The organism is Thalassospira xiamenensis M-5 = DSM 17429 (assembly GCF_000300235.2).
In the GTDB taxonomy this organism is placed as follows: Bacteria; Pseudomonadota; Alphaproteobacteria; order Rhodospirillales; family Thalassospiraceae; genus Thalassospira; species Thalassospira xiamenensis.
In genome coordinates this window covers 1,605,760-1,629,965 of record NZ_CP004388.1, presented here as the reverse complement: position 1 = coordinate 1,629,965, position 24,206 = coordinate 1,605,760, and the positions used below count along the sequence as shown (strand labels likewise).

Annotated in this window: 25 protein-coding genes; 11 read left to right on the top strand and 14 right to left on the bottom strand. The window is 55.7% G+C overall.

Going from position 1 to position 24,206, the window contains the following annotated elements; all coding sequences use genetic code 11:
- The first annotated feature begins 150 nt into the window (after positions 1 to 150).
- Complete coding sequence (locus TH3_RS22350) at positions 151 to 1,113, top strand: NAD-dependent epimerase/dehydratase family protein (RefSeq protein WP_076519708.1); 963 nt, start codon at positions 151 to 153, stop codon at positions 1,111 to 1,113.
- Between the two features lie 9 nt (positions 1,114 to 1,122).
- Here the strand turns inward: TH3_RS22350 and TH3_RS07635 are convergent, their stop codons facing one another.
- Complete coding sequence (locus TH3_RS07635; RefSeq protein ID WP_007091819.1) at positions 1,123 to 1,449, bottom strand: DMT family transporter; 327 nt, start codon at positions 1,447 to 1,449, stop codon at positions 1,123 to 1,125.
- Positions 1,450 to 1,682: 233 nt separating this feature from the next.
- On the opposite strand from TH3_RS07635, the gene TH3_RS07630 reads away from it, so the two are divergent.
- Complete coding sequence (locus TH3_RS07630) at positions 1,683 to 2,873, top strand: FAD-dependent oxidoreductase (RefSeq protein ID WP_007091818.1); 1,191 nt, start codon at positions 1,683 to 1,685, stop codon at positions 2,871 to 2,873.
- A gap of 29 nt (positions 2,874 to 2,902) precedes the next feature.
- Here the strand turns inward: TH3_RS07630 and TH3_RS07625 are convergent, their stop codons facing one another.
- The 6 genes from TH3_RS07625 to TH3_RS07600 are packed head-to-tail and all read right to left on the bottom strand — an operon-like array spanning position 2,903 to position 8,629.
- Complete coding sequence (locus TH3_RS07625) at positions 2,903 to 3,733, bottom strand: phosphodiesterase (RefSeq protein ID WP_007091817.1); 831 nt, start codon at positions 3,731 to 3,733, stop codon at positions 2,903 to 2,905.
- Between the two features lie 24 nt (positions 3,734 to 3,757).
- A complete protein-coding gene (locus TH3_RS07620; RefSeq protein WP_007091816.1) occupies positions 3,758 to 4,834 on the bottom strand; it encodes an ABC transporter ATP-binding protein in 1,077 nt (358 codons plus the stop codon).
- Entirely contained in the window at positions 4,831 to 5,649 is an 819-nt protein-coding gene (locus TH3_RS07615) for an ABC transporter permease (RefSeq protein WP_007091815.1), read from the bottom strand. Before TH3_RS07615 ends, TH3_RS07620 begins: the two co-directional genes overlap by 4 nt.
- Positions 5,650 to 5,651: 2 nt before the next feature.
- A complete protein-coding gene (locus tag TH3_RS07610; RefSeq protein ID WP_007091814.1) occupies positions 5,652 to 6,572 on the bottom strand; it encodes an ABC transporter permease in 921 nt (306 codons plus the stop codon).
- A complete protein-coding gene (locus TH3_RS07605; RefSeq protein WP_007091813.1) occupies positions 6,573 to 7,577 on the bottom strand; it encodes an ABC transporter substrate-binding protein in 1,005 nt (334 codons plus the stop codon).
- Between the two features lie 11 nt (positions 7,578 to 7,588).
- Positions 7,589 to 8,629, bottom strand: a complete 1,041-nt coding sequence (locus TH3_RS07600; protein WP_007091812.1) for a LacI family DNA-binding transcriptional regulator — start codon at positions 8,627 to 8,629, stop codon at positions 7,589 to 7,591.
- A gap of 329 nt (positions 8,630 to 8,958) precedes the next feature.
- On the opposite strand from TH3_RS07600, the gene vapB reads away from it, so the two are divergent.
- Both vapB and vapC read left to right on the top strand, forming a co-directional pair.
- A complete protein-coding gene (vapB, locus tag TH3_RS07590) occupies positions 8,959 to 9,189 on the top strand; it encodes a type II toxin-antitoxin system VapB family antitoxin (RefSeq protein ID WP_007091811.1) in 231 nt (76 codons plus the stop codon).
- A gap of 3 nt (positions 9,190 to 9,192) precedes the next feature.
- Positions 9,193 to 9,591 (top strand): type II toxin-antitoxin system tRNA(fMet)-specific endonuclease VapC, encoded by a 399-nt coding sequence (vapC, locus tag TH3_RS07585; RefSeq protein ID WP_007091810.1) that lies wholly within the window; start codon positions 9,193 to 9,195, stop codon positions 9,589 to 9,591.
- Positions 9,592 to 9,652: 61 nt separating this feature from the next.
- Here vapC and TH3_RS07580 read toward each other — a convergent pair whose 3' ends face one another.
- The 3 genes from TH3_RS07580 to TH3_RS07570 form a co-directional block, all read right to left on the bottom strand.
- Positions 9,653 to 11,227, bottom strand: coding sequence for a DUF5677 domain-containing protein (locus tag TH3_RS07580; protein ID WP_007091809.1), 1,575 nt, complete (start codon positions 11,225 to 11,227; stop codon positions 9,653 to 9,655).
- Between the two features lie 88 nt (positions 11,228 to 11,315).
- Entirely contained in the window at positions 11,316 to 12,716 is a 1,401-nt protein-coding gene (locus TH3_RS07575; RefSeq protein ID WP_007091808.1) for a sensor histidine kinase, read from the bottom strand.
- A 9-nt stretch (positions 12,717 to 12,725) separates the two neighbouring features.
- Positions 12,726 to 13,397: a response regulator gene (locus tag TH3_RS07570; RefSeq protein ID WP_040060702.1), complete on the bottom strand. Its 672-nt coding sequence runs from the start codon at positions 13,395 to 13,397 to the stop codon at positions 12,726 to 12,728.
- A 187-nt stretch (positions 13,398 to 13,584) separates the two neighbouring features.
- Here TH3_RS07570 and TH3_RS07565 point away from each other — a divergent pair, with 187 nt between their 5' ends.
- The gene (locus tag TH3_RS07565; protein ID WP_007091806.1) at positions 13,585 to 13,890 is read left to right on the top strand and encodes a PepSY domain-containing protein; all 306 of its coding nucleotides are present in this window, start codon (positions 13,585 to 13,587) and stop codon (positions 13,888 to 13,890) included.
- A 115-nt stretch (positions 13,891 to 14,005) separates the two neighbouring features.
- Positions 14,006 to 14,539, top strand: a complete 534-nt coding sequence (locus tag TH3_RS07560) for a cytochrome b/b6 domain-containing protein (RefSeq protein WP_007091805.1) — start codon at positions 14,006 to 14,008, stop codon at positions 14,537 to 14,539.
- Positions 14,540 to 14,603: 64 nt separating this feature from the next.
- Here the strand turns inward: TH3_RS07560 and TH3_RS23490 are convergent, their stop codons facing one another.
- The 3 genes from TH3_RS23490 to TH3_RS07545 all read right to left on the bottom strand — a co-directional run bounded on the left by TH3_RS23490 (position 14,604) and on the right by TH3_RS07545 (position 17,351).
- Complete coding sequence (locus TH3_RS23490; RefSeq protein WP_007091804.1) at positions 14,604 to 15,164, bottom strand: sugar O-acetyltransferase; 561 nt, start codon at positions 15,162 to 15,164, stop codon at positions 14,604 to 14,606.
- Positions 15,165 to 15,340: 176 nt separating this feature from the next.
- Positions 15,341 to 15,811, bottom strand: coding sequence for a hypothetical protein (locus tag TH3_RS07550; RefSeq protein WP_007091803.1), 471 nt, complete (start codon positions 15,809 to 15,811; stop codon positions 15,341 to 15,343).
- Positions 15,812 to 16,235: 424 nt separating this feature from the next.
- Positions 16,236 to 17,351: a patatin-like phospholipase family protein gene (locus tag TH3_RS07545; protein WP_007091802.1), complete on the bottom strand. Its 1,116-nt coding sequence runs from the start codon at positions 17,349 to 17,351 to the stop codon at positions 16,236 to 16,238.
- A gap of 287 nt (positions 17,352 to 17,638) precedes the next feature.
- Here TH3_RS07545 and TH3_RS07540 point away from each other — a divergent pair, with 287 nt between their 5' ends.
- Complete coding sequence (locus tag TH3_RS07540; protein WP_139328314.1) at positions 17,639 to 18,406, top strand: outer membrane protein; 768 nt, start codon at positions 17,639 to 17,641, stop codon at positions 18,404 to 18,406.
- A gap of 86 nt (positions 18,407 to 18,492) precedes the next feature.
- On the opposite strand, the gene TH3_RS22825 is transcribed toward TH3_RS07540, so the two are convergent.
- Positions 18,493 to 18,636 (bottom strand): hypothetical protein, encoded by a 144-nt coding sequence (locus TH3_RS22825; RefSeq protein ID WP_007091800.1) that lies wholly within the window; start codon positions 18,634 to 18,636, stop codon positions 18,493 to 18,495.
- A gap of 552 nt (positions 18,637 to 19,188) precedes the next feature.
- On the opposite strand from TH3_RS22825, the gene TH3_RS23425 reads away from it, so the two are divergent.
- Genes TH3_RS23425 through TH3_RS07520 form a run of 4 tightly spaced genes read left to right on the top strand, consistent with a single transcriptional unit; the run spans position 19,189 to position 24,143 of the window.
- On the top strand, positions 19,189 to 20,328 hold the full coding sequence (locus TH3_RS23425; RefSeq protein WP_007091799.1) for a collagen-like triple helix repeat-containing protein: 1,140 nt from the start codon (positions 19,189 to 19,191) through the stop codon (positions 20,326 to 20,328).
- A 48-nt stretch (positions 20,329 to 20,376) separates the two neighbouring features.
- Positions 20,377 to 21,618: a hypothetical protein gene (locus TH3_RS22820; RefSeq protein ID WP_007091798.1), complete on the top strand. Its 1,242-nt coding sequence runs from the start codon at positions 20,377 to 20,379 to the stop codon at positions 21,616 to 21,618.
- Positions 21,619 to 21,646: 28 nt separating this feature from the next.
- Complete coding sequence (locus TH3_RS07525; protein ID WP_007091797.1) at positions 21,647 to 23,197, top strand: hypothetical protein; 1,551 nt, start codon at positions 21,647 to 21,649, stop codon at positions 23,195 to 23,197.
- Between the two features lie 16 nt (positions 23,198 to 23,213).
- Positions 23,214 to 24,143, top strand: coding sequence for a hypothetical protein (locus TH3_RS07520; RefSeq protein WP_007091796.1), 930 nt, complete (start codon positions 23,214 to 23,216; stop codon positions 24,141 to 24,143).
- The last annotated feature ends 63 nt before the right edge of the window (positions 24,144 to 24,206 follow it).

The following is a 24,206-nucleotide window of genomic DNA, read 5'->3' as shown; positions in this document are numbered from 1 at the left end:
AAAAACCCCGCCAAAATATGACGGGGTTTGTCAGCGGTCTGAAAGCCGGGCACATGCCCGGCTTTGTATTTTTCGGTAAAATTTCCCCCTTGACCTTACCCTTACTTGAGGTTCTATGAACGAACGCATCACGAATTCAGGAGAATGGCGATGCGTGTTTTTATTCTGGGCGGAAGCGGCCTGATCGGGGCGGCGATTGTGCGCAATCTGGTTTCGGCCGGGCATCATGTCTTTGCCCTGGCACGCAACGAAAACAGTGCCGCCAATCTTGCCGTCATGGGCGCATGGCCGATCCGCGGCGATATCCACAATCCCGGCCCGTGGTGCGATAAATTGCCCGTTGTCGATGCCGTCATCCATGCCGCATGTGATTTTTCCGCCGATATGGGCGCGGTTGATGCCGGGATGCTGATCGAATTGCTGCACGTTCTGCATCGCCAATCCGGGCCCAAGGCCCCCACCCTGCCACGCTTCATCTATACCGGCGGAAGCTGGCTTTACCCCGCCACCACATCCGATGACGCCATCCATGATGAAAAAACGCCCTTTGCCCCGGTTGCGGGTTTTGAATGGATGGTTGCGGGCCTGACCAAAATCCTGTCCGATCCGGCCCTGCATGGCATGGTGATCCATCCCGCCACCGTCTATCGGACCGATCCGCCGTCTCGTTCGCACCCGACCCTGCCGGGCGGGGCGCTTCACGACATGGCACGCATGGCGCGCGATGAAAACCGCGTCCGGATTGTCGGCGATGGTTCGGTCATCTGGCCGCTGATCCATGCTGATGATCTGGCCGATCTGTACCGGCTGGTGCTTGAAAACGGCGAACGCGGCCAAAGCTATATCGGGGTTGGCATCGAAGGCATCGCAACCGGCGATCTTGCCCGCCAGATCGCCCGGACCTTTGGCCGGGCCGATTGCGGGGTTGAGCATATCAGCCCCGATGACATCGCCCGCGAATACGGCGAATGGGCCCGGGGTCTGGCGCATAGCCACCGCATGACCAGCCAGAAGGCCATCCGTGAACTGGGCTGGCAACCGCGCCATACCGATATCACGCGCGATCTTCAAAGCTGTGTCGAGGTAACGGCACCCCTGCCCGTCGCCTCATGATGTGCAATCCTAATGCTTGCCGCCCACCGCATTAAGCCCGATCACACCACCAATGATCATCAAAAGGAATACCGCCTTGAACGCGCTCATCGGTTCCTTGAAAAACATCACGCCAATCACCGCGACCGCCGCCGTGCCAAGGCCCGACCACACCGCATAGGCGGTGCTGACCGGCAGGGTGCGAAGGGTAAGCGAAAGCACCCAGAAACTGACGCCATAAAGCGACAGGGTCAGAACCGCAAACCGCCAGTCGGTAAACCCGTTCGACAGTTTAAGCGACACCGTCCCGACCACTTCAAGGCAGATCGCACCCAACAGATAAACCCATGCCAGCATAACCAACCCTTTCACGGTCAAAGATTTTGTGCGCCCAAAATGGCCAAAACCGCCGTGCGGGGCAAGCCATCCGTCGCGATAATTTTCGTCCTGCCCCGATCTGTATCAAACCACCCGCCAAAGCCATTGCGTATAATCTCACCTCAAGGCACATTGCGGGCGCATTGCAGCCCGACCACCAACATGCGACACTGCGCCCGGATTTGAAGCCCGAATAAAACAGGGATAAAGACATGATCGAAACTGATATTCTGATTGCAGGCGGCGGCATCGCCGGCATGAGTGCGGCGGCCCGCTTTGCCGCCGACGGACACAGGATCATGATTGTCGATCCCGCCCCCGCCGACATTGGCGAGGGGACGGACCTTCGCACCACCGCCTTCCTGCAACCGGGCATCGAAACCCTTAAAAAGGCTGGTGTCTGGGACGCGATCAAACCGACGGGTGCCGAACTTCGCGTCATGCGCATCGTCGATGCCGGGGGCACTGAAATGACCCCGCGCGAAACCGCCGATTTTGACGGGGCCGAAACCAATCAGGGCTTCTTTGGCTGGAATGTCTCGAACAAGGCCGCGCGTGTTTCGCTGATGGCGAAACTTGAAACGCTCCCCAATGTCGATTTCCGCTTTTCCACCACCGTCACCGGCTTCACCGGCACCGCGCGCTATGGCGAGGCCACATTATCCGGCGGCGAAATCGTCCGCGCCAAGCTGGTCGTCGCCGCCGACGGCCGCAATTCATCGCTTCGTGAATTTGCCGGGATCAAACATCGCCGCTGGGCCTATGATCAAAGTGCGCTGGTCTTTGTCGTCACCCACGACAAACCGCATGACAATATCTCGACCGAAATCCACCGCACCGGCGGTCCGCTGACCTTGGTGCCGATGCCCGACCTTGATGGCAAACCGTGCTCGTCCGTCGTCTGGATGACGCCCGCCGACCGCGCCCAGCAGCTTTACAATATGGATGACGCCACCCTTTCGGCTGAAATCACCCGTGACACCATGTCGATGTTTGGCCCGCTTACGGTCGCAAGCCCGCGCGCGGTCTGGCCAATGATATCACAGGTCCCGTCACGCCTGATTTCGGCAAGGCTTGCATTGGTGGCCGAAGCCGCCCACGTCGTCCCGCCGATTGGCGCGCAGGGGCTTAATATGAGCCTCCATGACATCGAAACCCTGGCCGACCTGATGGCAAAGGCCAAGCTCAAGGGCGACGATATCGGGGCCACCACGTTGCTTAAATCCTACGAACGCAAACAGCTTCCCAAAACGCTGGCGCGCGTTGGCGGCATTGATTTGCTCAACCGCGCCTCCATGTTCGAACCCAGAACGCTGCGCGATCTGCGCTATGCGGGGCTGACCGCCATCAACCGCATCGGCCCGCTGCGTAAACTCGCGATCAAGGTCGGGGTGGGGAAATAACTTAGCCCCACCCGGTTCCGCCAAAACGGTCAAACAATCAGCTTCCCATCCGGCCCGAAAAACGGATGTGGTCCGTCATATCGGTCAAGATAGGCCAGATGCGTCATCAAATTATGCTGCCCCGCATCCCACACATGCAGATGCATCGCGGGCGGTTCCATGACAAAGGCCGATGGTCCATCGGCGCGTAAATCAAACGCCACCTGATGGGCGACCGATGGCCCGATCATCAACGGCACCCCGGCCCAGATCGTATGGATCGGGCGGTGCACATGGCCACAGAAAATCGCCTTGATCCGGTCGCGATGCACCGAAACGATTGCCGCGAGTTCTTCTGCCCCTTCGCCCAGATTTTGCGCGTCCATATGGGCAATACCGGTCACAATCGGCGGATGATGCATGAAAATCGCGCAATCCCGGCCATCCCCGTCCAGAAGCACATCGCGCAACCAGTCAAGCTGTTCGGGGCCCAAAACGCCACCCGGTTTGCCTTCATCAAGCGTATCCAGCGCAATCAGGCGAAGCGGAAAATCATCGACCACATAATTCACAAATCCGGTATCGGCCCGGACCGGCGTGGCACGGGCAAAAGCTGCCCGCAGCGGTTGGCGTCGGTCATGGTTCCCCGGCACCATGAAATACGGGATCGTCAGTTTGGTCAGGATTTCCGCCACCAGCGCATACTCGTCCGGCGCACCAAGATCCCCGATATCGCCGGTAAACAGCACCACATCCGGGCGCGGCTCCATCGCCATCACATGGGCAACCGCCTTTTCAAGCGCGCCTGCGGTATCCACCTTGCGATAGGCAAGCCTGCGGCCCGCCCCGATATGCAGGTCGGTCAATTGTGCAATCAGCATTTTCTTTGATTTCTTTCTTTTGTTTTATGACTGGGCCGCAACAGCGGGAAAAACCGTCAGCCGGTCGGCATTGACCCGGCAATGCACATCGGCCCCGGCTTCAATCACGTCATCGGCATGGGTATCCATCGTGATCGCCTGCGGGCCGATCCCCGACACGGTCAGGCGCAACCGTTCGCCCAGATAGGATACCGCCTCGACCCGGCCGGTAAAATGCGCCTCGTCCAGGTCACAGGGCGAAAGCCCGTCCGCCCGGAAATAAAGCTCCACCGGGCCCTGATCGATAATCGCCCCGTGGCGCGGATCAAACGCATCGACCGCATCAAAAACATGGGTTCCGATATGCAACCGCCCGTCGCGCATCTGCCCTGTCATCCGGTTGGCCGCGCCGACGAAATCGGCAACAAACGGGTTTTGCGGCTTGCGGTAAATCTCGCGCGGGGTGCCGATCTGCGCGATCTCGCCCTTTTGCATCACCACAATCCGATCCCCCAGCGCCATGGCTTCTTCCTGATCATGGGTGACGTAAACCGCGGTAATGCCAAGCTTGCGCAGAAGCGCATTGATCTCGGTGCGCAACCTTACGCGCAGTTTCGCATCCAGTGCGGTCAGGGGTTCGTCGAGCAACAAGACACGCGGCTGCACCGCAATCGCGCGCGCCAATGCCACCCGCTGGCGCTGCCCGCCCGAAAGCTGATCAATCGCACGGTCGGCCAGCATATCGATATGCATCATTTCCAGCATCGCATCGACGCGTGCATCACGCTCCGCGCTGGGCACCCCATGCACCTTAAGCCCATAGGCGACGTTTTCCGCCACTGTCATATTGGGAAACAGCGCATAGGACTGAAACACCATGCCGACCCGGCGTTTTTCAATCGACTGGCGGGTGACATCATCCCCGTCAAAGCTGATCACACCACCTGCATCGGGGAATTCCAACCCGGCAATCATCCGCAAAATCGTCGTCTTGCCGCATCCCGACGGACCCAGCAAAACAATCGTTTCCCCGCCCTCGATCGTCAGGTCAAAGGGGGCCAGGGCGCGTGTGCCATCGGCAAAGGTTTTCGCACAATTGCGAAGTCTGATCTGCGTACTCATAACGTATCCTCCGCCGTATCGATGCGTCTGGATGCGCGACTGCCCCGGTTGGCAAGTGCCTGCATCGCAATCAGCAACGGCATGATCAAAACAAAGAAAATCAGGGTATAGGCACTGCCGATCTCAAGGCGCATGGATGCATAGGCATCGGCAAGGCCGACCGGCAATGTCTTGGTTAACGGCGTATGCAGCATCCAGGTCAGGTTGAATTCCCCGATGGAAAGCGTCACCACCATAAGCGCGCCTGCCAGAATACCCGGCTTGGCATTGGGCACGATGACGCCAAAGAACCGCCGCCAGAACCCGGCACCAAGGCTTGCCGCCCCTTCTTCCAGCATCTTCATATCCATCGCCGCCATCACCGCCGCGACAGAGCGCACCATGAAAGGCAGGGTAAACAAAACATGCCCGGTCAGGATGAAAAGCCAGCTCGATCTGTATCCACTGACCCCGCCATAGGTAATCAGCAACGCCAGCGCCAATGCCAGCCCCGGTATGGCCACCGGCAGTGTCAGCAATTCCTCAAACAGCCGCATCATCCGGCTGGGCCTGCGCACCAGCACATAAGCCAGCGGCACACCGGCGACCAACGTCACCACAAGGCACGCCATCGCAATGCCAAGCGACAGCAGGATGCTTTGCGCATAAAGGTCCCAGACCTCGAAGATCCAGCGTAACGTCAATCCCGACGATAGCCCCTTGAACACATTGACCGTCACCCCGGCCAATGCCGACATCACCACCGGCACCACGATAAACAGGCACAGCACAATCGTCAGGCCAAGCTGGCTGTAAAATTTCCAGTCACGCCGCATGATCACGCTCCCCCACCGGTGCCCGATGTCGCACCATTACCAACAAAAATGCGCACCGCGGCCAGAACCGCCCATGTCATCGCGCCCAACGCGATGCTAAGGGCCGCTGCCACCGCGATATTGGCGTTTCGGGTAAATTCGGTATAGATCACCATCGGCAGAACATCGATATCGGTCGCCAGTGTAAAGGCCGTACCAAACGCCCCCATCGCGGTCGCAAAACAGATCGCACCTGATGACACAAGACCGGGCATCAGCCCCGGCAGGATCACATCCCGGACCACCCGCCATGTCGGCGCGCCCAGCGACCGCGCGGCTTCTTCAAGCTGCGGATCAAGCTTCTCGGCCGATGCCATCACGGCCAAAATCACCCGCGGGATCGAAAAATAAAGATAACCGACAAACAACCCGGTGATCTCATAGGCAAAGACGATCTTCTCGCCCCAAAGCGCATCCGTGACCGACCCGATCACGCCCTGCCGCCCGGCCAGCATGATCACCATGAACCCAACCACCGTCCCCGGAAACGACAACGGCAATGTCAAAAGGGCGGTGATCACATTGCGTCCGGCAAACCGGTTACGCACCAGAAACAGCCCGCAAACCCCGCACAGAATAAGCGCCGTCACCGTCACCCCCGCCGACATCACAAGCGTCTGGATCAGGCTTGCCAGATACCGATCATTGGTCAGGATCACGAAATAGGTCGCAAGCCCGTCCGGCCCATCCGCCACCCGCATCGCCACCAGCGCCATCGGGATCGCGAAAAACGCCGCGACAATGATCAGGCCGGGCAACATCAGCAATGCCAGAATGGCCGGGCTTCCCGCCCCCGGCGTTGCCCGCCCGAACAAAGAGGATGGGAAAGCCCATGGGAAAGAAGGGCGCGAACGCCCCTCTTTGATATGTTCAACCGACGACACTTACCGTACCTCGGACAGATAACGCTCGCCAAAACCGGCCTGAACTTCGGCCATCTTGGCGTAATCGACCGGCTGGGAACGCTCATATTCCGCGGCCGGAAGGAACTTTTCGGAGGCTTCCGGCGACATCGCCGATGCAATCACCGGGCGCAGGAACGCATTGGCCCAATGGGCCTGCCCGGCGTCCGACATCACATAATCCAGAACCTTTTTGCCATTCTCCGCATGCGGCCCGTTTTTAACCAGGCTCATGACATAGGGAACGGCAACCGTACCCTCGGTCGGGATGACAAAGGCGACACTGGCCTCGTCCTTGTATTTCGCACGGTACGCATTGAAATCATAATCGATCAGGATAGGAATTTCGCCCGACAGAACCCGCGCATAGGCGGTCTGTTTCGGCACGATCGGATCGTTTGCTTTCAGCTTCTTGAAAAACTCGATCCCCGGCGTGAAATCGTCAAGCGACCCGCCCATCGCCCGGTTGATCGCAACCGCCCCGGCATAACCGACAAACGCGCTTGACGGGTCAAGATACCCCACCATGCCCTTGTATTCCGGCTTCAGAAGATCCGACCAGCTTTGCGGAACCGGCGCCCCGCCAAGGGCCTCGGTATTGACAAAAAGCCCGATGGTGCCGGAATGAATGGCAAACCACGCGCCGTTTTCATCTTTCAGGCCCGCCGGGATCTTGTCGAAATTGGCCGGTTTGTAATCGGCAACAACGCCTTCCTCTTTGGCCTTGATGCCAAACGAAACCCCGTAATAGGCCACATCGGCAACCGGATTATCCTTTTCCGCCAGAAGCTGCGACAAAGTCTGACCGGAATTCTTGTTGTCCTGCGGCACATCGATCTTAAGGTCGCGCGCAATGTTCTTGAGCTGCCCGCCCCAATCGGCCCATTCCGGCGGACAGTTATAGCAAATCGCAACATCTTCGGCGAAGGCAGGCTGCGCAACCACAACAGCAAACGCCGCACCCATGACAAGTTGTTTGAAACGCACTTTTGATCTTCCTATACTCGGGTTGATGAACGGCGTCGGGAATCCCCTCGGAATGCTCCAATGGAGTCCCCGTCGCTTAGATGATGAGGCAGCAACAAACTCTGCGGGTTTGTCTGCCCCTTGATCAGGCCGCGCAGGAATGCAAGCGCCTGCCGGCCCATCTCCTGGGTGGGTTGAACTGCCGAACACAGCTTTGGCGTGATCAGCCCACCCACCGAAATTCCGTCAATACCGCCAACCGAAACATCACCGGGGACAGATAACCCATGCGCCCGGCACGCGCTGATCGCGGCAATCGCCAGCATGTCGGTCGAACAGACAATCCCCGTGACCGCATCCGGCCCCAACAGCAGATCGCGTAATGGCTCCACCAGATCGGTCTCGCCAAACCGCACCTGCACCAGATGCTTTTTCTCGATCCCCGCCTGATCCAGCGCCCGGCAAAACCCGTCATAGCGCTGGCGCGACCGGTCCGAACTTTCAAACTGGCCCGCCACCATCACAAGCGACCGGTGCCCCTTGGCAATCATCGCATTGGTGATGTCAAAGGCCGACTTGGCGTTATCAACACTGATCGCGGCAATGTCGGCACGTTCCGGCTGGTTAAACAGCAACACGAACGGAATTTTCTCCGCCAGCAGCAAATCCACCACCGGATTGTTGTCCGCATTGGCAAGGGTCAGGATCAACCCATCGACGCGATTGTTCAAAAGGGCTGAAACCGCCCCCATTTCGCGCTCGGGATCATAATTTGACGATGTCAGAAGGACGGTAAGCCCCTCGATATTGGCTTCCTGCTCGATCCCCTGCACCGATGTGGCAAAAACCGGGTTGGCAAGGGTCGGCACCAGAACGCCGACCGTGCGGGTCTGGCTCATCTTCAACCGGCGGCCATTGATGTTGGGCCGGTAATTCAGATACCGCATCGCCGTATTGACGATTGCGGCGGTTTCCGCCGGAACCTCGCCGGGGAAATTGATCACCCGCGATACCGTCGCAATCGAAAGACCGGACTTGCGCGCCACATCGCGCATGGTGGGTTTTGACGACATACCAGAACTCCTGTAACGCCCCCACCATAGGCAAGTTACAAGTCAGTCTGATAACGCATTTGTTGCCGTTTTATGAACATTTGAAACGTTTACATCGGCAGAAAACCGCGATTTCACAAAACCGCGACCTGCCCCAAAACCCGACACCCCAAGCCCCGGCATGGCCCCGCCCCCTTTTTTTTCCCCGCCAGCCACCGCCAGAACAACCCACCCGCCACATATACCCAACCGTCACGCTGCTAAACGCGCCACGTCACGTATATACCCTTGACATATACTGAGCCGCACAACAAAATATATGCAACATGTATATACCAAAGGAGCCCACAATGACCCAGGCATCCATCTTCCTCAATAACAAGACTCAGGCCGTCCGCCTGCCCAAGGACGTCGCCTTCCCCGAAGGCACCAAATCGGTCGAGGTGATCACGGTCGGCAATACCCGTGTGCTCACGCCAACCGATCAGCTTTGGGACAGCTTCTTTGACGCGCATAGCGTCTCTGACGATTTCATGAGCACCCGCAACCAGCCGGACATGCAAAAGCGCGAGGATTTCTAGAAAATGCTGCGCTTCATGCTCGATACCAATATCTGCATCTATACGCTTAAAAACCGCCCGCCGTCGGTCCGCGAACAGTTCAACCGATACAGCGGGGCAATGTGCATTTCGACCGTCACACAGGCCGAACTGATCTATGGCGCGATGAAATCGGCCCAGCCCGAAAAAAACCTCAAAACCATCGAAGAATTCGCCGCCCGCCTGACGGTGCTGGACTTCGACACCAACGCCGCCGGTCATTACGGCGATATCCGCAGCATCCTTGAAAAACAGGGCAACATTATCGGTCCCTACGACCTCATGATCGCAGGTCATGCGCGCAGTCAGGGCTTAACGCTGGTGACGAATAATCGCAGAGAGTTTGAGCGGGTGGATGGATTGCGGGTTGAGGATTGGGTATGAAAGCACTCCCATATCTTAAAGTTTATCTTTAAAGCAGACACGCAACCAAAAACCACCTATCTCAAGCTTGTTTTTCCACACCAGTTTTTCTGTTATGCCATTTAATTCTGACTTTTAAACTTGGATAAAGACGATTTAAGTCATCAAGAATACGATTACAAAGCTTGCAACCATCTACAAGCATTGATGGCATTGCTTCGTCTGGGAATGACGGAATACGATGGTAACGATGCAAAGGATTAAGACAGTTTGTAAAGACTGAGTCCCTTACAGCTCCCCAATGCCCATGAGAGAAACCTGAGGTCCAATCGTAATAGTTGTCATAGACATCTTTACAGCCTGCCTCTGTTGACATTTTCCTCAAATCCAACGAAGCCCAGTTCCCAAGATCGATATCTTGGAATTCAAGCCACATATCCTCGTTAGCCAAGTACTCCATCATTCCCATATCGATGAAATCAGGAACATCCGTCTCGCGTAAATACTTTAAAAACGCCAACTTTGTTTGACCTGCACCATAATGACGGTACTTTTGCCACAAAGCCGGGTCATCTTTCTCAGTCAAATAATGGAGAGTTATATACGTTTCAGCTATTGTCCGTAGCAACACACGCCCCTCGGGCCTCGAAGAAGAGTAACCAACCGCAGAATTTAAGAGAAATGTAATTGCATATAAAGCGATCCCAAACGCTCCATCGTGCCTTGGGTCGATTGAAGTAGTTGATAATGTCTCGAAAAAGTGGCTATCGATCTTCTGAAAAATTTCAATCAGCTCTTTAGACAACTCTCTGGGACCACATTCTATTTTTTCTCCCTTGGGAACCGATATACAATCTACCTTCCTTAAGGTTTCGGACCAAAAATCATCTGCGTGAAATTTCACTATTTCGAGTGTGTCTTCCTCGCGTTTCTTCCCATCGAGAGTTCCATTTTTATCCAACTCGCGAAGGGAAATTTCCATAGATCTAATCATTGGGCGGACAGAACGCATGTCCCCGAAATCTGGATAAAGACGAAGCTGTTCACCAATATCACTGCCTTCGGGAAGAAATATCTGCTCCCGACAAAGCATCACATAAATTAGCTTGAACCAGCGAATATCAGTAGCTCTTTGCGATTGATGATCGTAGTTGTCCGCCACTGCATGAATTAAAATGTTCCAGTCTTTTTCTGGATCAGGCTCATCAAGATGTCTCCGCCAATGATGGCGGTCAGGAAGACAATCTAAAAGCAACAAGCCTTTTAGCCAAATTAACGCTTGCGGATGCTCAAGCACTGGCTGCATTAACCGATCAAATGTATCCTCATTCATAGCTCCAAGAAAATTATGCGTAATGTGGAGAGATTTTCTTTCCGCAATGTTTTTTCTCGCATTTATGACAATAGCTCTAAATATATTGAGGTAATCTTTCTGCTCTAAAAAAGATGTCAGAATGCAAGCCCAAATCATATTTGGGATACTTTCATCCACCCAAGATATAAATTTTAAATCACTTGTAATAGAAGAGAATGCATTCCCTAAAGTTTTTCCGCTCCTCTTAAGGGAATCGATAGGAGTAATATTCCTATCTTTAAAATCAGGATGAACTGGAAATTTCTTTCCTGATTTTCTTTTATTTGCATTTCTTTTTTTCATTTCCTCCCCCATACGTACTGACACGAGAATTGTTACCCATTTAACACAACCAAGACCGGGGCGCACTACAGCATAAAGGCACGCCGCCTCAACTCTGATGCAACCGCAACTCCGCCATAAAGCCATCCGGCTTGCCGGGGCGCGGGGAATGGAGCGTTAATTCCCCATTGATATTGCCAACGATGGTTTTGACAATCGAAAGGCCAAGCCCCGCCCCGCTGGCCTTGGTATTGGATCGTTTGAACCGCGATGTCAGGTCATCAAGGTCTTCGGGCCGCACCGCATCGCCCGCGTTCGAAACCCTGACCGTATCGCTGCCAATCACCTCGACCATCACCTTTTCCTGATCGCTGCCATGTTTAAGCGCATTTTCAATCAGGTTGCGCATGCAGATCGCAAAGGCATCGTGATCGATATTGGCCGAAAGCGCGGTTGCCGATCTGGCGTCAAAGGCGATGCGCCCCGCCCCATCGGCCACCCGTTCCAGATCATCAATCACAAGCCCCAGTGTCGCGCCCAGTTTCTGGTTTTCCCCGGTCGGGCTGGTGCCGACCCCGGCCTCGGCGCGCGCCAGTTGCAAAAGCTTTTCTGATAGCCGCGACAGCCGTTTAAGGCTTTCCTCGGTCTGCCGGGCGCGGATGCGCCCCGGATGGTCTTCGGGCAGTTCGAGCACAAGCCTTTGCGTCTGCGCCAATGCCGCGGCAATCGGGGTGCGCAATTCATGCGCGCTATGCGCGGTAAAGGTCCGCTCGGCACTGAGTGCCGCATCAAGCTTTTCCATCAGCCGGTTGACGGCGGTGACGATGGTGCTGATTTCCTCGGGCGCATCGTCGAGTTCAAGGGGCTGCAAATTACCCTCGCCGCGTTCCTCGATCGCATCGCGAACGCGCAACACCGGGCTTAACCCCCGCCGGAGTGCTACGATCACCCCGATAATCACCGCCGGGATCAGCAGCACAATCGGCAGGAACTGCGCCATCACGCTTTCAAAAAGCGCCTCGCGCCGGTGTTCAAGCGGCTCTGCCACCTGAATGATCCGCGTGCCCCCCAGAAGGACGGCGGTATAAATGCGGAAATCCTGCTCGTTATAAAATCCTTCGATCAGGGGCGCTTCAAACGGATTTTCCTGCGCGTTATAGGACCGCAGCAAAAGCCCGCCCCCGCCCTCGCGCACCTGATACATCAGGTAATCCTCGCCAAGTTCCTCGTCCCCGTCGCCATCCCCGTGGTCCTCGGTGCGGATTTCGCCCTTGGCCGGGCTTGGCAGCACTTCCTGCGCACTGCCGCCGTCATGGCGTTGCAGATAATCATCAATCAGCGGCGCATAGCGATAGGCCGTGGTGACAAGGCTGTTATCGAACGCTTCCTGCATTTCGTGATACATGCTGTAACCGGCCAGAACCGACCCCGTCAGCCAGAAAACACTGACCGTCACCGTCAATCGCCGCGCCAGCATGAATTGCAGGCTGTTTTTGGCCATCTTGCTCATAAGCTCGGATCATCCTTCAATGCGATAACCAACGCCGCGCACGGTATGGATCACCGCCTTGCCCAGCTTGCGCCGCAGGCGGCTGACATAAACCTCGACCGTGTTGCTTTCGATTTCCGCGCCAAATTCATAAAGCGCTTCTTCAAGCTGTGCCTTGGATAAGGTCGCGCCCGGACGGCGCAGCAATTGATCCAGCAACGCCCATTCCCGCGATGTCAGATCGGTCTGCTGCCCGTCGATCACAACCGACCGGCTGGCAAGATCAACCTCGATCGCACCGCCGTTATCCCCCGAAAGCCGGATCAACGGGTTCGGGTTACCCGAATACCGCCGCGCCACCGCAAGCAACCGTGCCGAAAGCTCATGCAAATCAAACGGCTTGACCAGATAATCATCCGCCCCGGCATTCAACCCGGCAATCCGGTCTGAAATCTGGTCCTGCGCGGTCAGGATGATGCACGGCGTCACACTGCCCGCCCGCCGCATGCCGCGCAAAAGATCAATCCCCCTGCCATCGGGCAGGTTCAGGTCAAGCAGCAGCACATCATAAGGTGTGCCGCGCAACATGATCTCGGCCTCGACCACACTTTCGGTCATGTCAACCGCATCCCCCGACGCCAGCAAATGGTCGCGCACCGCCTCGGCCAGATAACGTTCATCTTCCACCAGCAAAATCCGCATCGCGCCCCGCGTCCCCGTTTCCCGTTCGAATACGATCCCAAACCGGCAGATATGCCGTGCAAAGCTGACAATAACCTGAAGGCCGGACCAAACCCCGTTCAGCTTCCTGTCAGCAAACCGCGGCAGGATCACCCCATTCGATACGCCAACCTTGACTGTTTCAAATTGATCTTAAAGGACCCCGACAATGAAAAGAATGCTTTTCCCGACTGCCTCTGCAACCGCACTGACCTTTGCCCTTCTGGCGGGTGCCGCCCTGACCCTGCAATCCGCCCCGGCACGCGCCAGCGATGATCTGTGCAACGTCCCCAAAGCCGAATGGCAGCCGATGGAAAACCTTGAGGCCAAGCTGACGGCCGATGGCTGGACCGTCAAAAACATCAAAACCGAAGACGGCTGCTACGAAGTTTACGCCAAGACCCCGGATGGCAAGCGGGTCGAGGCCTATTTCAACCCGAAAACCTTCGAAGCCGTCAAAACCAAAGAAGACTGATTACGGCCTTTCCAATCCGATCTTTCCAAACCGCACCCGTTGCCCCCGCTCCGGTGATGTGACGCTCCCTCACCCGCCCATCACCGGCGCACCCCGCCAAAAAGGAACCCGATCAATGCAGGTTAAAGTCTGGGACCCGCTGGTCCGTATTTTTCACTGGGGCCTGGCGGCAAGTTTCGCCCTCGCCTGGATCACCGCTGATGAATGGGATGCCCTGCATCACTGGGCCGGTTATGCCGCCGGCGGCCTGATTGCCTTTCGCCTGATCTGGGGTCTGATCGGGTCGCGCTATGCCCGTTTTTCGCAATTCATCCGCCGCCCGTCGGTCGTGATGGCCTATCTTAAGGATATCATCACCGGCCGCGAAAACCGCTATATCGGCCATAACCCGGCTGGGGCGGCGATGATTGTCGCCCTGATCATCGGCATGATCGGCTGTGCGCTTACGGGTTGGATGTACACAACCGACGCCTTCTGGGGGGTGGACTGGGTCGAAGAAACCCACGAATTCCTTGCCAATGCGCTGCTTGCCCTTGTGTTGGTCCATATCGGCGGGGTGCTGCTGGCAAGCCTGCGCCACCACGAAAACCTTGTCCGCGCCATGATCAATGGCCGCAAACGGGTTGCCGGGTCTGACGATATTTCCTGATTTTCGATGTCCCTTACGGGCGGGTTTATCCCCGCCCGTTTTTTGTGCGCCGACGCTGGGCGTGTTACGCCCTATGGCCCATCACGCGCGCCGGATTGCCGACCACCGTGACGCCCGGCGCGACATTTTTTGTCACCACCGAACCGGCCCCGACAATCGCATCATCGCCGATACTGACCCCCGGCAGGATGATCGCCCCGCCGCCGATCCAGACATTCCTGCCAATCGTCACCGGCAGCGCGATTTCAAGATGCTGCTTTCGAAGCTCCGGGTCCTTGTGATGCTGCGCGCAGTAAATCTGCACATTCGGGCCCAGCATTGAATGATCACCAATGATCACCGAAGCCGTATCAAGGATCGTGCAGCCGACATTGATGAATACATCACGCCCAAGCCGGATATTGATCCCGTATGCACAATGAAACCGCGTTTCGATCCGCGCGTCTTCGGCACATTGCGCAAACAGCGCACGCAGCTTCGGCGCGATATTGCCGCGCTCCGACGGGCTCATCATGCTGTGTTCATGCACCGCCTCATGGGCGCGTGCCCGCATGGCATCCAGTTCCGGGTCAAGGCAGCTATACCACTGCCCGGCCTTCATTTTTTCAAACTCGCTCTGGGGCATATCGATCCGGGGCGTTGTTAAGGATGGCGGGGCTCAGATTACGCCCCGCCCGCACCTCGCGCAAACAAAAGAAACCCGCATATGTGGGGGCATATGCGGGTTTTACGGCAGGTCAGATCAGGGGGGGACATCTTCAAACCTGCCAGTCGGCTCGTCAGGGAGGCGGCAGAAAATCGTTACTTCACCACAAGCCTGTAATTCGGCGTGGTATTAAGCGGGCAGCTATAAAGATACTCACCGGGCGTAAGCGTCACGGCATAATCCTTGGTCTTGCCCTTAAGCAACCCGCCGCCCGACACCGAAATCTTCTTGCTCAATATCTTGTCGGTCCAGTCATAATCCTTGTCACGCAGCCAGAAACCGACCTCATAGGGCACGCCCTCATTCGCCACCCGGAAAATGTAATCACCGGGCGGCAGCGTCATTTCGCCGGCCTTTGCCACACGCTGATCACCGCTTTCCTTGTTGATCGCAACGCAATCGGCTTTCTTGGTGCTGGTATAATGATGGTTGGTGCCCTCTGGCTCCAGAAACTGGCAGGGCACCTGCGTGATTTCGATAACCTGCGGGGCGGCCTGCGACGGGGCGGCAAACCCTGCCAGCATCACCATCGCAATCCCGCCACCCATAACAACCGATTTCAACATCTGCTTCTCTCCGGATTGATCTTTCCATCCGGTGTACCCGCCTTTGCCCGAAACCGGAAATCAAGCCCCGATCACAGCTTGTATAGCCGCGCGAGCCATCGCAATCCCGCCACCCATAACAACCGATTTCAACATCTGCTTCTCTCCGCCCACGACTTCCCGTCCTTCGCGGGAGTGACGAACGGATGGAAAAGCAACACCCCCAAAAACCGTCATTCCCGCGCACGCGGGAATCCAGCCCTTCGTGCCGCACCCTCAAACCCCGCCACCGAGCCCGCAAGCCCCATGGACTCCCGCCTTCGCGGGAGTGACGAACGGATGGAAAAGCAACACCCCCAAAAACCGTCATTCCCGCGCACGCGGGAATCCAGCCTTTCGTGCCGCAACCTCAAACCCCGCCACCAAACCCGCAAACCCTCCCCCGTCAATCCGGTGCAAACAGATCACGGTCCAGTGTCGGCCGCTCGCCAATATCGCCGCGATGTTTGCGCAAAAACTTCGCCGCCGCCTCGCGCCCCTTGTCGCGCAGCATGGTCATGAAATCCCATTCGGCATTGAGTTTGGAGGATTGATCAAGCTCCAGCATCACATCGCTTGCGATGCAATGCATCCGCATCGCCCCCCATTTGCTGGCCTCGCACGCATGGTCGGGCATATCGTGGCGCAGGACCGCAATCATCCGAAGCTCCTTCATCAGGCTGCTATTAAACGATACCTCGTTTAAGCGATTGGCAATCTCGCGCGATGTTTTCGGCACACCGGGCCGTTTGACCGGGTTGATCTGTACCAGAACCGTATCATCCGATCCGCATTCGCGCACCAGCGGCCCCAGGCTCGGATTGCCGGAATATCCTCCGTCCCAATAGGGCACCCCGTCAATCTCAATCGCCTTGTAAATCGTCGGCAGACAGGCCGACGCCAGCAGCACATCCACCGTGATATCGGGATTGCGAAACACCCGCCCCTGCCCGGTTTCAACATTGGTCGCGGTGACAAAAAGCTTGGCCGGGCTTTCATTGATCGCCCTGAAATCGACAACCTCGTTCAAAATCGCGGCTAACGGATTATCCCCCGCCGGGTTCAGGTCATAGGGCGAAAACACCCGCGCACTCATATCAAGCCACATATAAGCCAGCGAGTTTTCAAGCGACCAGTTGCCAAACAGGATATCAATCGGGCTGCGCTGAAGCGGGCTGAACCGGGCGGCTTCCGATACCGCACGCCAGAATGTCTCAAGGTCGATCCGCGCCCCCTCATAACCGCCCTTGGCAAAGCCCGACGTCACCACCGCGGCATTCATCGCCCCGGCCGAGGTCCCCGAAATCGCCTCAACCGTGATTTCCTCATCCTCAAGCAGCCGGTCAAGCACCCCCCACGTAAACGCCCCATGCGACCCGCCGCCCTGCAACGCCAGACTGATATGCTTGCGCGGCTTTTTGGCCTTGCCGTTGCCATTGGTCTTGCCGTTGGTTTTGCCGTTCGCGTTCCCGCGCCCGTTCACCTTGCTCTTCGCCGTCGACTTCTTCGCACTCTCGCTCATGCCAACTCCTGCGCCATCTCACTCGCGGGCCACGCCCACCCTCATGATATGTTGCACATGCGAAGAATTACCAGTTTGGAAGGGTTAAAATTGGCCAGGAACCGGATCAGTTTGCCCTCCCCCCCCACGCGGCGCAAACCAATGGCACACCGCCAGATACATCCCACTGTCAATTTATCAAGCTTTTTCAAATATATAGAAACACGAATATGCTTGCTTCCCTCAACGGCTTTTGACAGAAGTTCAGGAACAGTTTCAGTGCGATATTCACATATAGGGGTGGGGAAATGAACACACGCAGAATGGCTGCGGCCTTGATGCTTGGTACAATGACGGCAATGATTTCGGGGATCACTCCGGCATTTGCCGAAGATGCAAAATCCACCCAAAACTGGCAGGGCCTCTATGGCGGTCTGGCACTGGGCGGTGCCTATAGTGCCGCAAATCCGGACTCAAACGCTATCGTGTCGCCCTATTTCTTCGCGGGGGACAAGACACAGCTTGACCCGTTGCTGCAACGGAAGATCGACGGATGGGATGTCACCGGCTCGTTACTGGCAGGGTATGACTGGCAAACTGGCAACATCACCTACGGGCTTGAAGGCGATGTCAGCGTGATGGATTTCTCTGAAACCGAGAATTTCAGCGGAAACTACAATACAAATGCCAACGCGTTTAGCAGCAGCACAACCATTGAAACAAACTTCTCGCTGAGCCTGCGGCCAAAAATCGGATATGTGCAGGACAGGGTCCAGCTTTACGCCTCCCTGGGCCCGTCCATCAGCCGGTTTAAAACCACACACCGGTTCAGCGACGCAGCCCCGAACAGCATGACCTTCACCGATACGAAAACCGCCATCGGCGTTTCATCGGCGATCGGTGCGGGTTATATGCTTGATGATGGCTGGGCCCTGCGCGGCGATTATGTCTTCAGCTACTATCCGGACATCACCGATGGCAGCGACAATCTGGACAATGCAAACACCGACGATTTCAAATATGACTCGGATTTCCAATCCCATAATATCCGCATTGGCCTGATCAAACGCTTCTAGAGCACGCGCCAAAGTCAAAACGCACCAGAAGGCCACACCACGCCCGCCTTCTGGTGCGGCATTCTCTTTGCGAGTAACACCGCCCCTCACCCCCACTCAATCGCCGCAGGCAAATCCATTTTCGGAGCCTGTTCCATCACCATCGCAAGGAAGATCCGCGCAATCGGCGACAGGCTTCTGCTTTGCCGCGTGATGATGCCAATCGGGCGTTTGCGGAACGGTTCAATCATCTCGGAGCCTTGCCCGTCCTTAGAAAATCCACTGCCCCAGCTTCCTAGGGAAAAGCCCTGTCGGTACCCTAATGAAGCGAAAGGTTGATATTTTGAGTTGGCTTTTATTGCACTTTGTCGGCCTCGCTTATTGTTATCTTATTCTGACACTAACTGCCCAGCTCTATCGCTTTTTGTCAGCCTTCTCCCGCAATCAAGTCTTCGATTCCCAATCTGGTTTCTAATGTTTTCGCCCTCATCTCGTCTCCCGACGAAACAAAATGCCACGCTGGTCACTCCATCGCCCCAGCAGCCCTGATCTCCTTGAGATATATATGATTTTACTCCCAAGCAAGCTACAGCGCGCGACTCAAAATACAACCTTTAAGTGCATAAAATATTTTGTGATAAAATTTAAATAGACATTTTTCTTTTTATAAGATTATCCTTTTATTGTTGATCAATCATTGATTGAAATTTCAGAAACCCGGGCCCGGGGACTCTATTCGAAATCGCAGCAAGTCGCTCATGGCCAACCGTTACAGGCCAACGAAACAAACAGGAGAGTCTCAAATGGCTAATAATACCAAGACAGCCGCTACGAAGTCGGAAGACGCGGTAACAAAAATTGTCACAATCGGTTCGATTAAAGACCTGCAGGACCTGATCGGTTCCACCTTGCCATCGTCAACACGCGAACAGTTTCTGGCATCACTTGCCCCACCCGTCGGCTCTTCCGTCGAGCAGCAGCGCATGGCCCGCTTGCAAGCATATGTGAGTGACAAGTCGGCGACGCTTTCCGATGACGATCAGAAATATGCAGATAGCTTCTTCCCGATGAAGATGGCGCAGACAACCGGCACGAAAAAAACGATTTCTGATCTGGAAACATTCAAGCCCGGCAGCATGCCGCAATTGATCAATGTCGATGAGCTGATCTTTGACGGTGGCGCTCTGCTCTATGAATCAACGCAGGTGACCATCAAAGCCAATAAAGTCACCGTCAAACAGAACTGCCCCGGCATTCCCTATCACATCGGATTGACCGGCTCGGATGGCAACGCCGGTTCAGCCGGTCAGTCAGGTGCCGCTGGCCCTAATGGCCAAAATGGTACCGGTGGCACGGGCTACGCCAATGCAGGCTCCCCCGGCGAAAACGGCAAAGCGGGCAGCAGCGGCAATACCGGCACTGCCGGAAACCCTTCGAGCCTCGCCCACCTGAACTTTGGCACAGTCGCCATTGATGGCAGTTCTCCACTCAGTCTCTACATCAAGCAAGGTGATGGAGGCCAGGGTGGGCCAGGCGGGACAGGTGGCGCGGGAGGTACCGGCGGCAGCGGCGGCACGGCGCACTCTTCGGGCTGCCAAGACTTGTCAGATGGTGGCAAGGGCGGAGCTGGCGGAAACGGCGGCAATGGCGGCAATGGTGGCCAGGGTGGTCAAGGCTCCCCGACAACGGGCGCAGTTATCCTCACGATGCCACGAGCCCAGGAATCCAGCGTTGCAATTAACAGCGTTAGAGGAGCCGGTGGTGCAGGTGGCGCTGGCGGTGGCGCTGGTTCCGCCGGAACTGGCGGCCAAGGCGGCAATGGCACGAAACACCGCAACCACGGCCCGCAAGGTTCTAACGGGACGGCTGGCAGTGCAGGTGCCCAGGGTACCTTGGGGCGCAGTGGCCCGGCAGCGACCGTCACGAAAAATAACAACGCCTAACCGCCTGCCTTGAACGGCAGCCAGCACCTACGAACTCAGGGGGCCGAAATGACCATTTTACAAACACTTGATCGCGTAAAAATGGCAACAACCGACTATCTTCAGCTTCACGATCTGACAGAGGCCAAGAACTTTTTTGGTCCGATTTCAAAGTCGGAGCGGATCTGGAGAAGTCAGCAATCTTTCGGCCCCCTGCTCGCATCTACACGCTCAAAGCTGGGCATCGGTGAACATGACCGGGGCGAAGCATACATGTTTGGCGGGCATGATTATCCTCATGCCGACCAGAAATCGTTGGAGCGACATTTTCCGCTCAACGTCAAACACATACATGCCGATATTCTTACAATCCACGAAGGTCAGACCGTCGATTTTTCGACACCTGCATCTGAATTCCCCTGGGATGTCGCCCCGGGGGAAATCTATCTGAAAATGACCATTGGCAAATTGTTGATCGGCAAAAACAGTGGCCTGCAGCTGCGGGGCAATGTTTTCATTCTCGATTGCCAAAACGTTGAAGCACTACCAGATCAATGCGCCAGTTTTCACATTCAGCTGCGCGATGACGGTATTCCTGCCTCAAGAATACGCCTGACGGCTCCTGTCTCCGAAAACCTTCGCAATGGCAAGAACGGCGTAAACGGAAGACCGGCACAGGAACCGGTTCTTGTGCAAACGCCGTTCTACCTTGATGCCAAGGCCGACACGGCACACGGTGTTGCAACCGCCGGAAAGAACGGATCCAACGGACAGCCCGGTGAAAATGGTGACAACGGCGGCATGTTGTATCTCGCAGATATCCGACTGCGCAAACTTACCAACCTGACTAAGGGTGCAATCACAATCGATGCCAAAGCCGGAGACGGTTTTCCCGGATCACACGGTGGCAACGGTGGCAACGGTGGCCAAGGAGGAGACGGAGCCAACGGCATTCAAACTCCTTCCGGTCTCGTTGGCCGCACCAAAGGTGGTCAGGGAGGCAATGGCGGCAGCGGGGGAAATGGCGGCAATGGCGGCAATGGCGGCCTTGCATGTGACGTGTATGTCAGTTTGCCGCCAGCCGGACGCCACATGATCCAATGCCTGACGTCTCAATCGGTTGGCGGCCGTGCCGGTGATGGCGGTACGGGTGGCAAGGGCGGATCGGGTGGCATGCACGGTGGCATCCCTGACCAAACGCCATATTCCTACGCCAGATCGGGTGCCAATGGCCCCGATGGTCTCAAAGGACGCAACGGCAAAAGCCGCCCTGCGCCTCAAATCGTACTTTTCGAAAACACACATCCCTAAATAAACATCCAGATCGGAGGCCTTGATCATGACCAAGTTACAGGACTTCTTCACCAAGGAATTCAAGGAAACACTATCGGACCCGACAAACGGCTTTTTTGGTGAGGCAATCATAACCTACGAATTCACCAAAAACAGAAACGTTCAGAACCTTTCACAATCAAACAGCTACAATGTCAAAACCAAGGTTCGGGTTCTGTCACCGGGAATTGGTGTCAATATGAACTCCGGAAACCCCGATGGATTTGCGGATTATCCGGTTTATCTACAGGCTGACACCTCGCTTCGGTGTACTGTGCCAAATGTCACCGCAACCCTCAAACGCATGTTCCCGCGTACATTGAATTCATCGGTTGAAACCAATAGCAATACGTCAGACGGCTCGACCAAAACGCGCTCCAATGAACACACAAACGGATCGTCCTCTTCCAACATCAACACCTTTGGCGTTCAGGCGGGCCTGGGGTTCTTTGGAGATATGGCAACCGGAAATGTCGAGGTCGATTATTCTCATTCCTGGGAAAGTGGTCATTCCAAGTCCAATACATCGGGCACCGGATATGACAGCAGCCAACAAGCTGCGTCCGGAACGGAAATGAGTATCAAGGACTGGTCCTCTTACGGGGCGGCAAAAAATCTGAGCAACGATGTCGGTAACAACACGATTGGCGAGACATCCGAATGGGTTTGGGCTCAAAGTTACCCTTGGGATGTCATACAGTTTCATCAGCTCAATGGCACTTCCGTGCAGCTTCCGACATATGTGTTAAACCGCCTGCAGATTATCGAGCAGGAAGATGGCACCCCAACTCCCATTCTCCAGCCACCAAGCCATCTTTCCCTTTTCGGTATTGACTTTACAATGATGGCAGAGTGGGAAGTCACATTTCCCGGAAACCTTACCAGTATCGAAACGCTTGATATCCACCATAATTTCAGCCTGTTAACCGCCACCCACACTTCTGGTACAGACGCGCCGACCGTTACCCTGAACACGGATACGCTCTGTTCTCAAAGTATTGACGAAACCAATATTGATCTCGGGCAATATGCCCTCGCCCCCTTGAAGGCCGGTTCTGGAAATGGCGCGGGCATCGGGTTCAGAAACAATCTTTTTGATGTCCAGCCCAGCGCGACCCAGACTTTCAAAATTGTGTCTCAGGCCAACAATATTCTCGTAACCGGCTCTGGCTTTGAAGAGGTCATGACAACTTCGTTCAGCAATACGGCAAAGAACGCAACCTTCACGATCATCTTTAAAACGGCCGACCTGCTCAGCGATTTCAGGCTTTTGTTGCGCCACTGGATTGCACCGGGAAGCAGTGCCTGCAAACTAAGCTGCCTTATCAACGATATCTGGACAGAAGAGGTCATCGTTGATCAGTCTGAAGGCCGCGGAGCACAAAACAACATGTCCTCTATCGAGCTGCGCAACCTCGATTTGTCCTCGGTAAATTATCACGACTATCTGGTGGTCGGCACCAATAAGATTGTCATCACCGTGACTCCCGAAACACCAACCAACGCCTCCAATCAATATACTCTGTCGGCCCTCGCCATCACCGATAGTTCAGATTGATCGGGGAAAAGCAATCATGCCTAATCCAGCGAAAAAAGTTAGTAAAAAAGGAGGCGGGGTAAAAATCCCTGCCTCCACAATACGGCGTCTTTTAAGGATCACCGGCGACAGAGACATCCTCGCTCTGAAAATTGGCGACCGCATCTCGGCCTCAAAAAACGGAACGCTTCTTGTCCTTAAGCTGCGCGACAGCCTGAAACCCGATGTCTTGGCGCGCATGACCCGAGAAGAGAAGAAAAACGGAAAAAAATTCCGCTCCTTTCGATCTGATAAAGACATGAACCGGGTGTTCCGCGCCGCCGAGAAAAATCAGGATGAACTGTTTTCCACAGCCCTGACAAGAAACATCGTGAAGGGTTTCAAATTAACTGACATGGCAAAGGACTGGGATGCCTTCAAGCTTCTTGTAGACCTGATGTCGTCTGTCCGGATTTCCACATCACATTCCGGATATTCATTAAAAACGGAAGTAATGCAGCACCCGACCCGCACAGGATCGGGATTGTTCGGAGATCCGCATGACACGGCAAGCAACCATGCCCTGATGGATGCCCGCAGAAGGGCCTATGTCACCCACGCCATGCAAGACGCAATTGATGCAAACCTAAGCAGAATGGAGATCGCGAAGATCGGCGTGCGCGCCGCAATTGAATATACGCTGAACCATTTCACCGCACCTGTAACGGCTGACGATGTCTATCCACACAGCCGGTTAAAAAAGGTCATGAATCTCGGAAAGGATTCATCAAAGGCAAAGGAACAGCTCCGCTCAAGAGAACAAATGAAAGATCAGTATGAAAAACTGGGCGGATCATTGCGCCTGGCAATCCCGACTGAAACGCCTGCGCAAAGTCTCACGCGCCCCTGGCGCAGGGACAATACGACGCCATTACAGGGAGACGATACCTTGGTCGAGCCGCCAAGCCCAAGACGGGCAGTAATCTAGCCTGTCACAGGTCCCTATTCATGAACGTCTGGCCTTTCATTACGCAAGGGAAAACACAGAAAG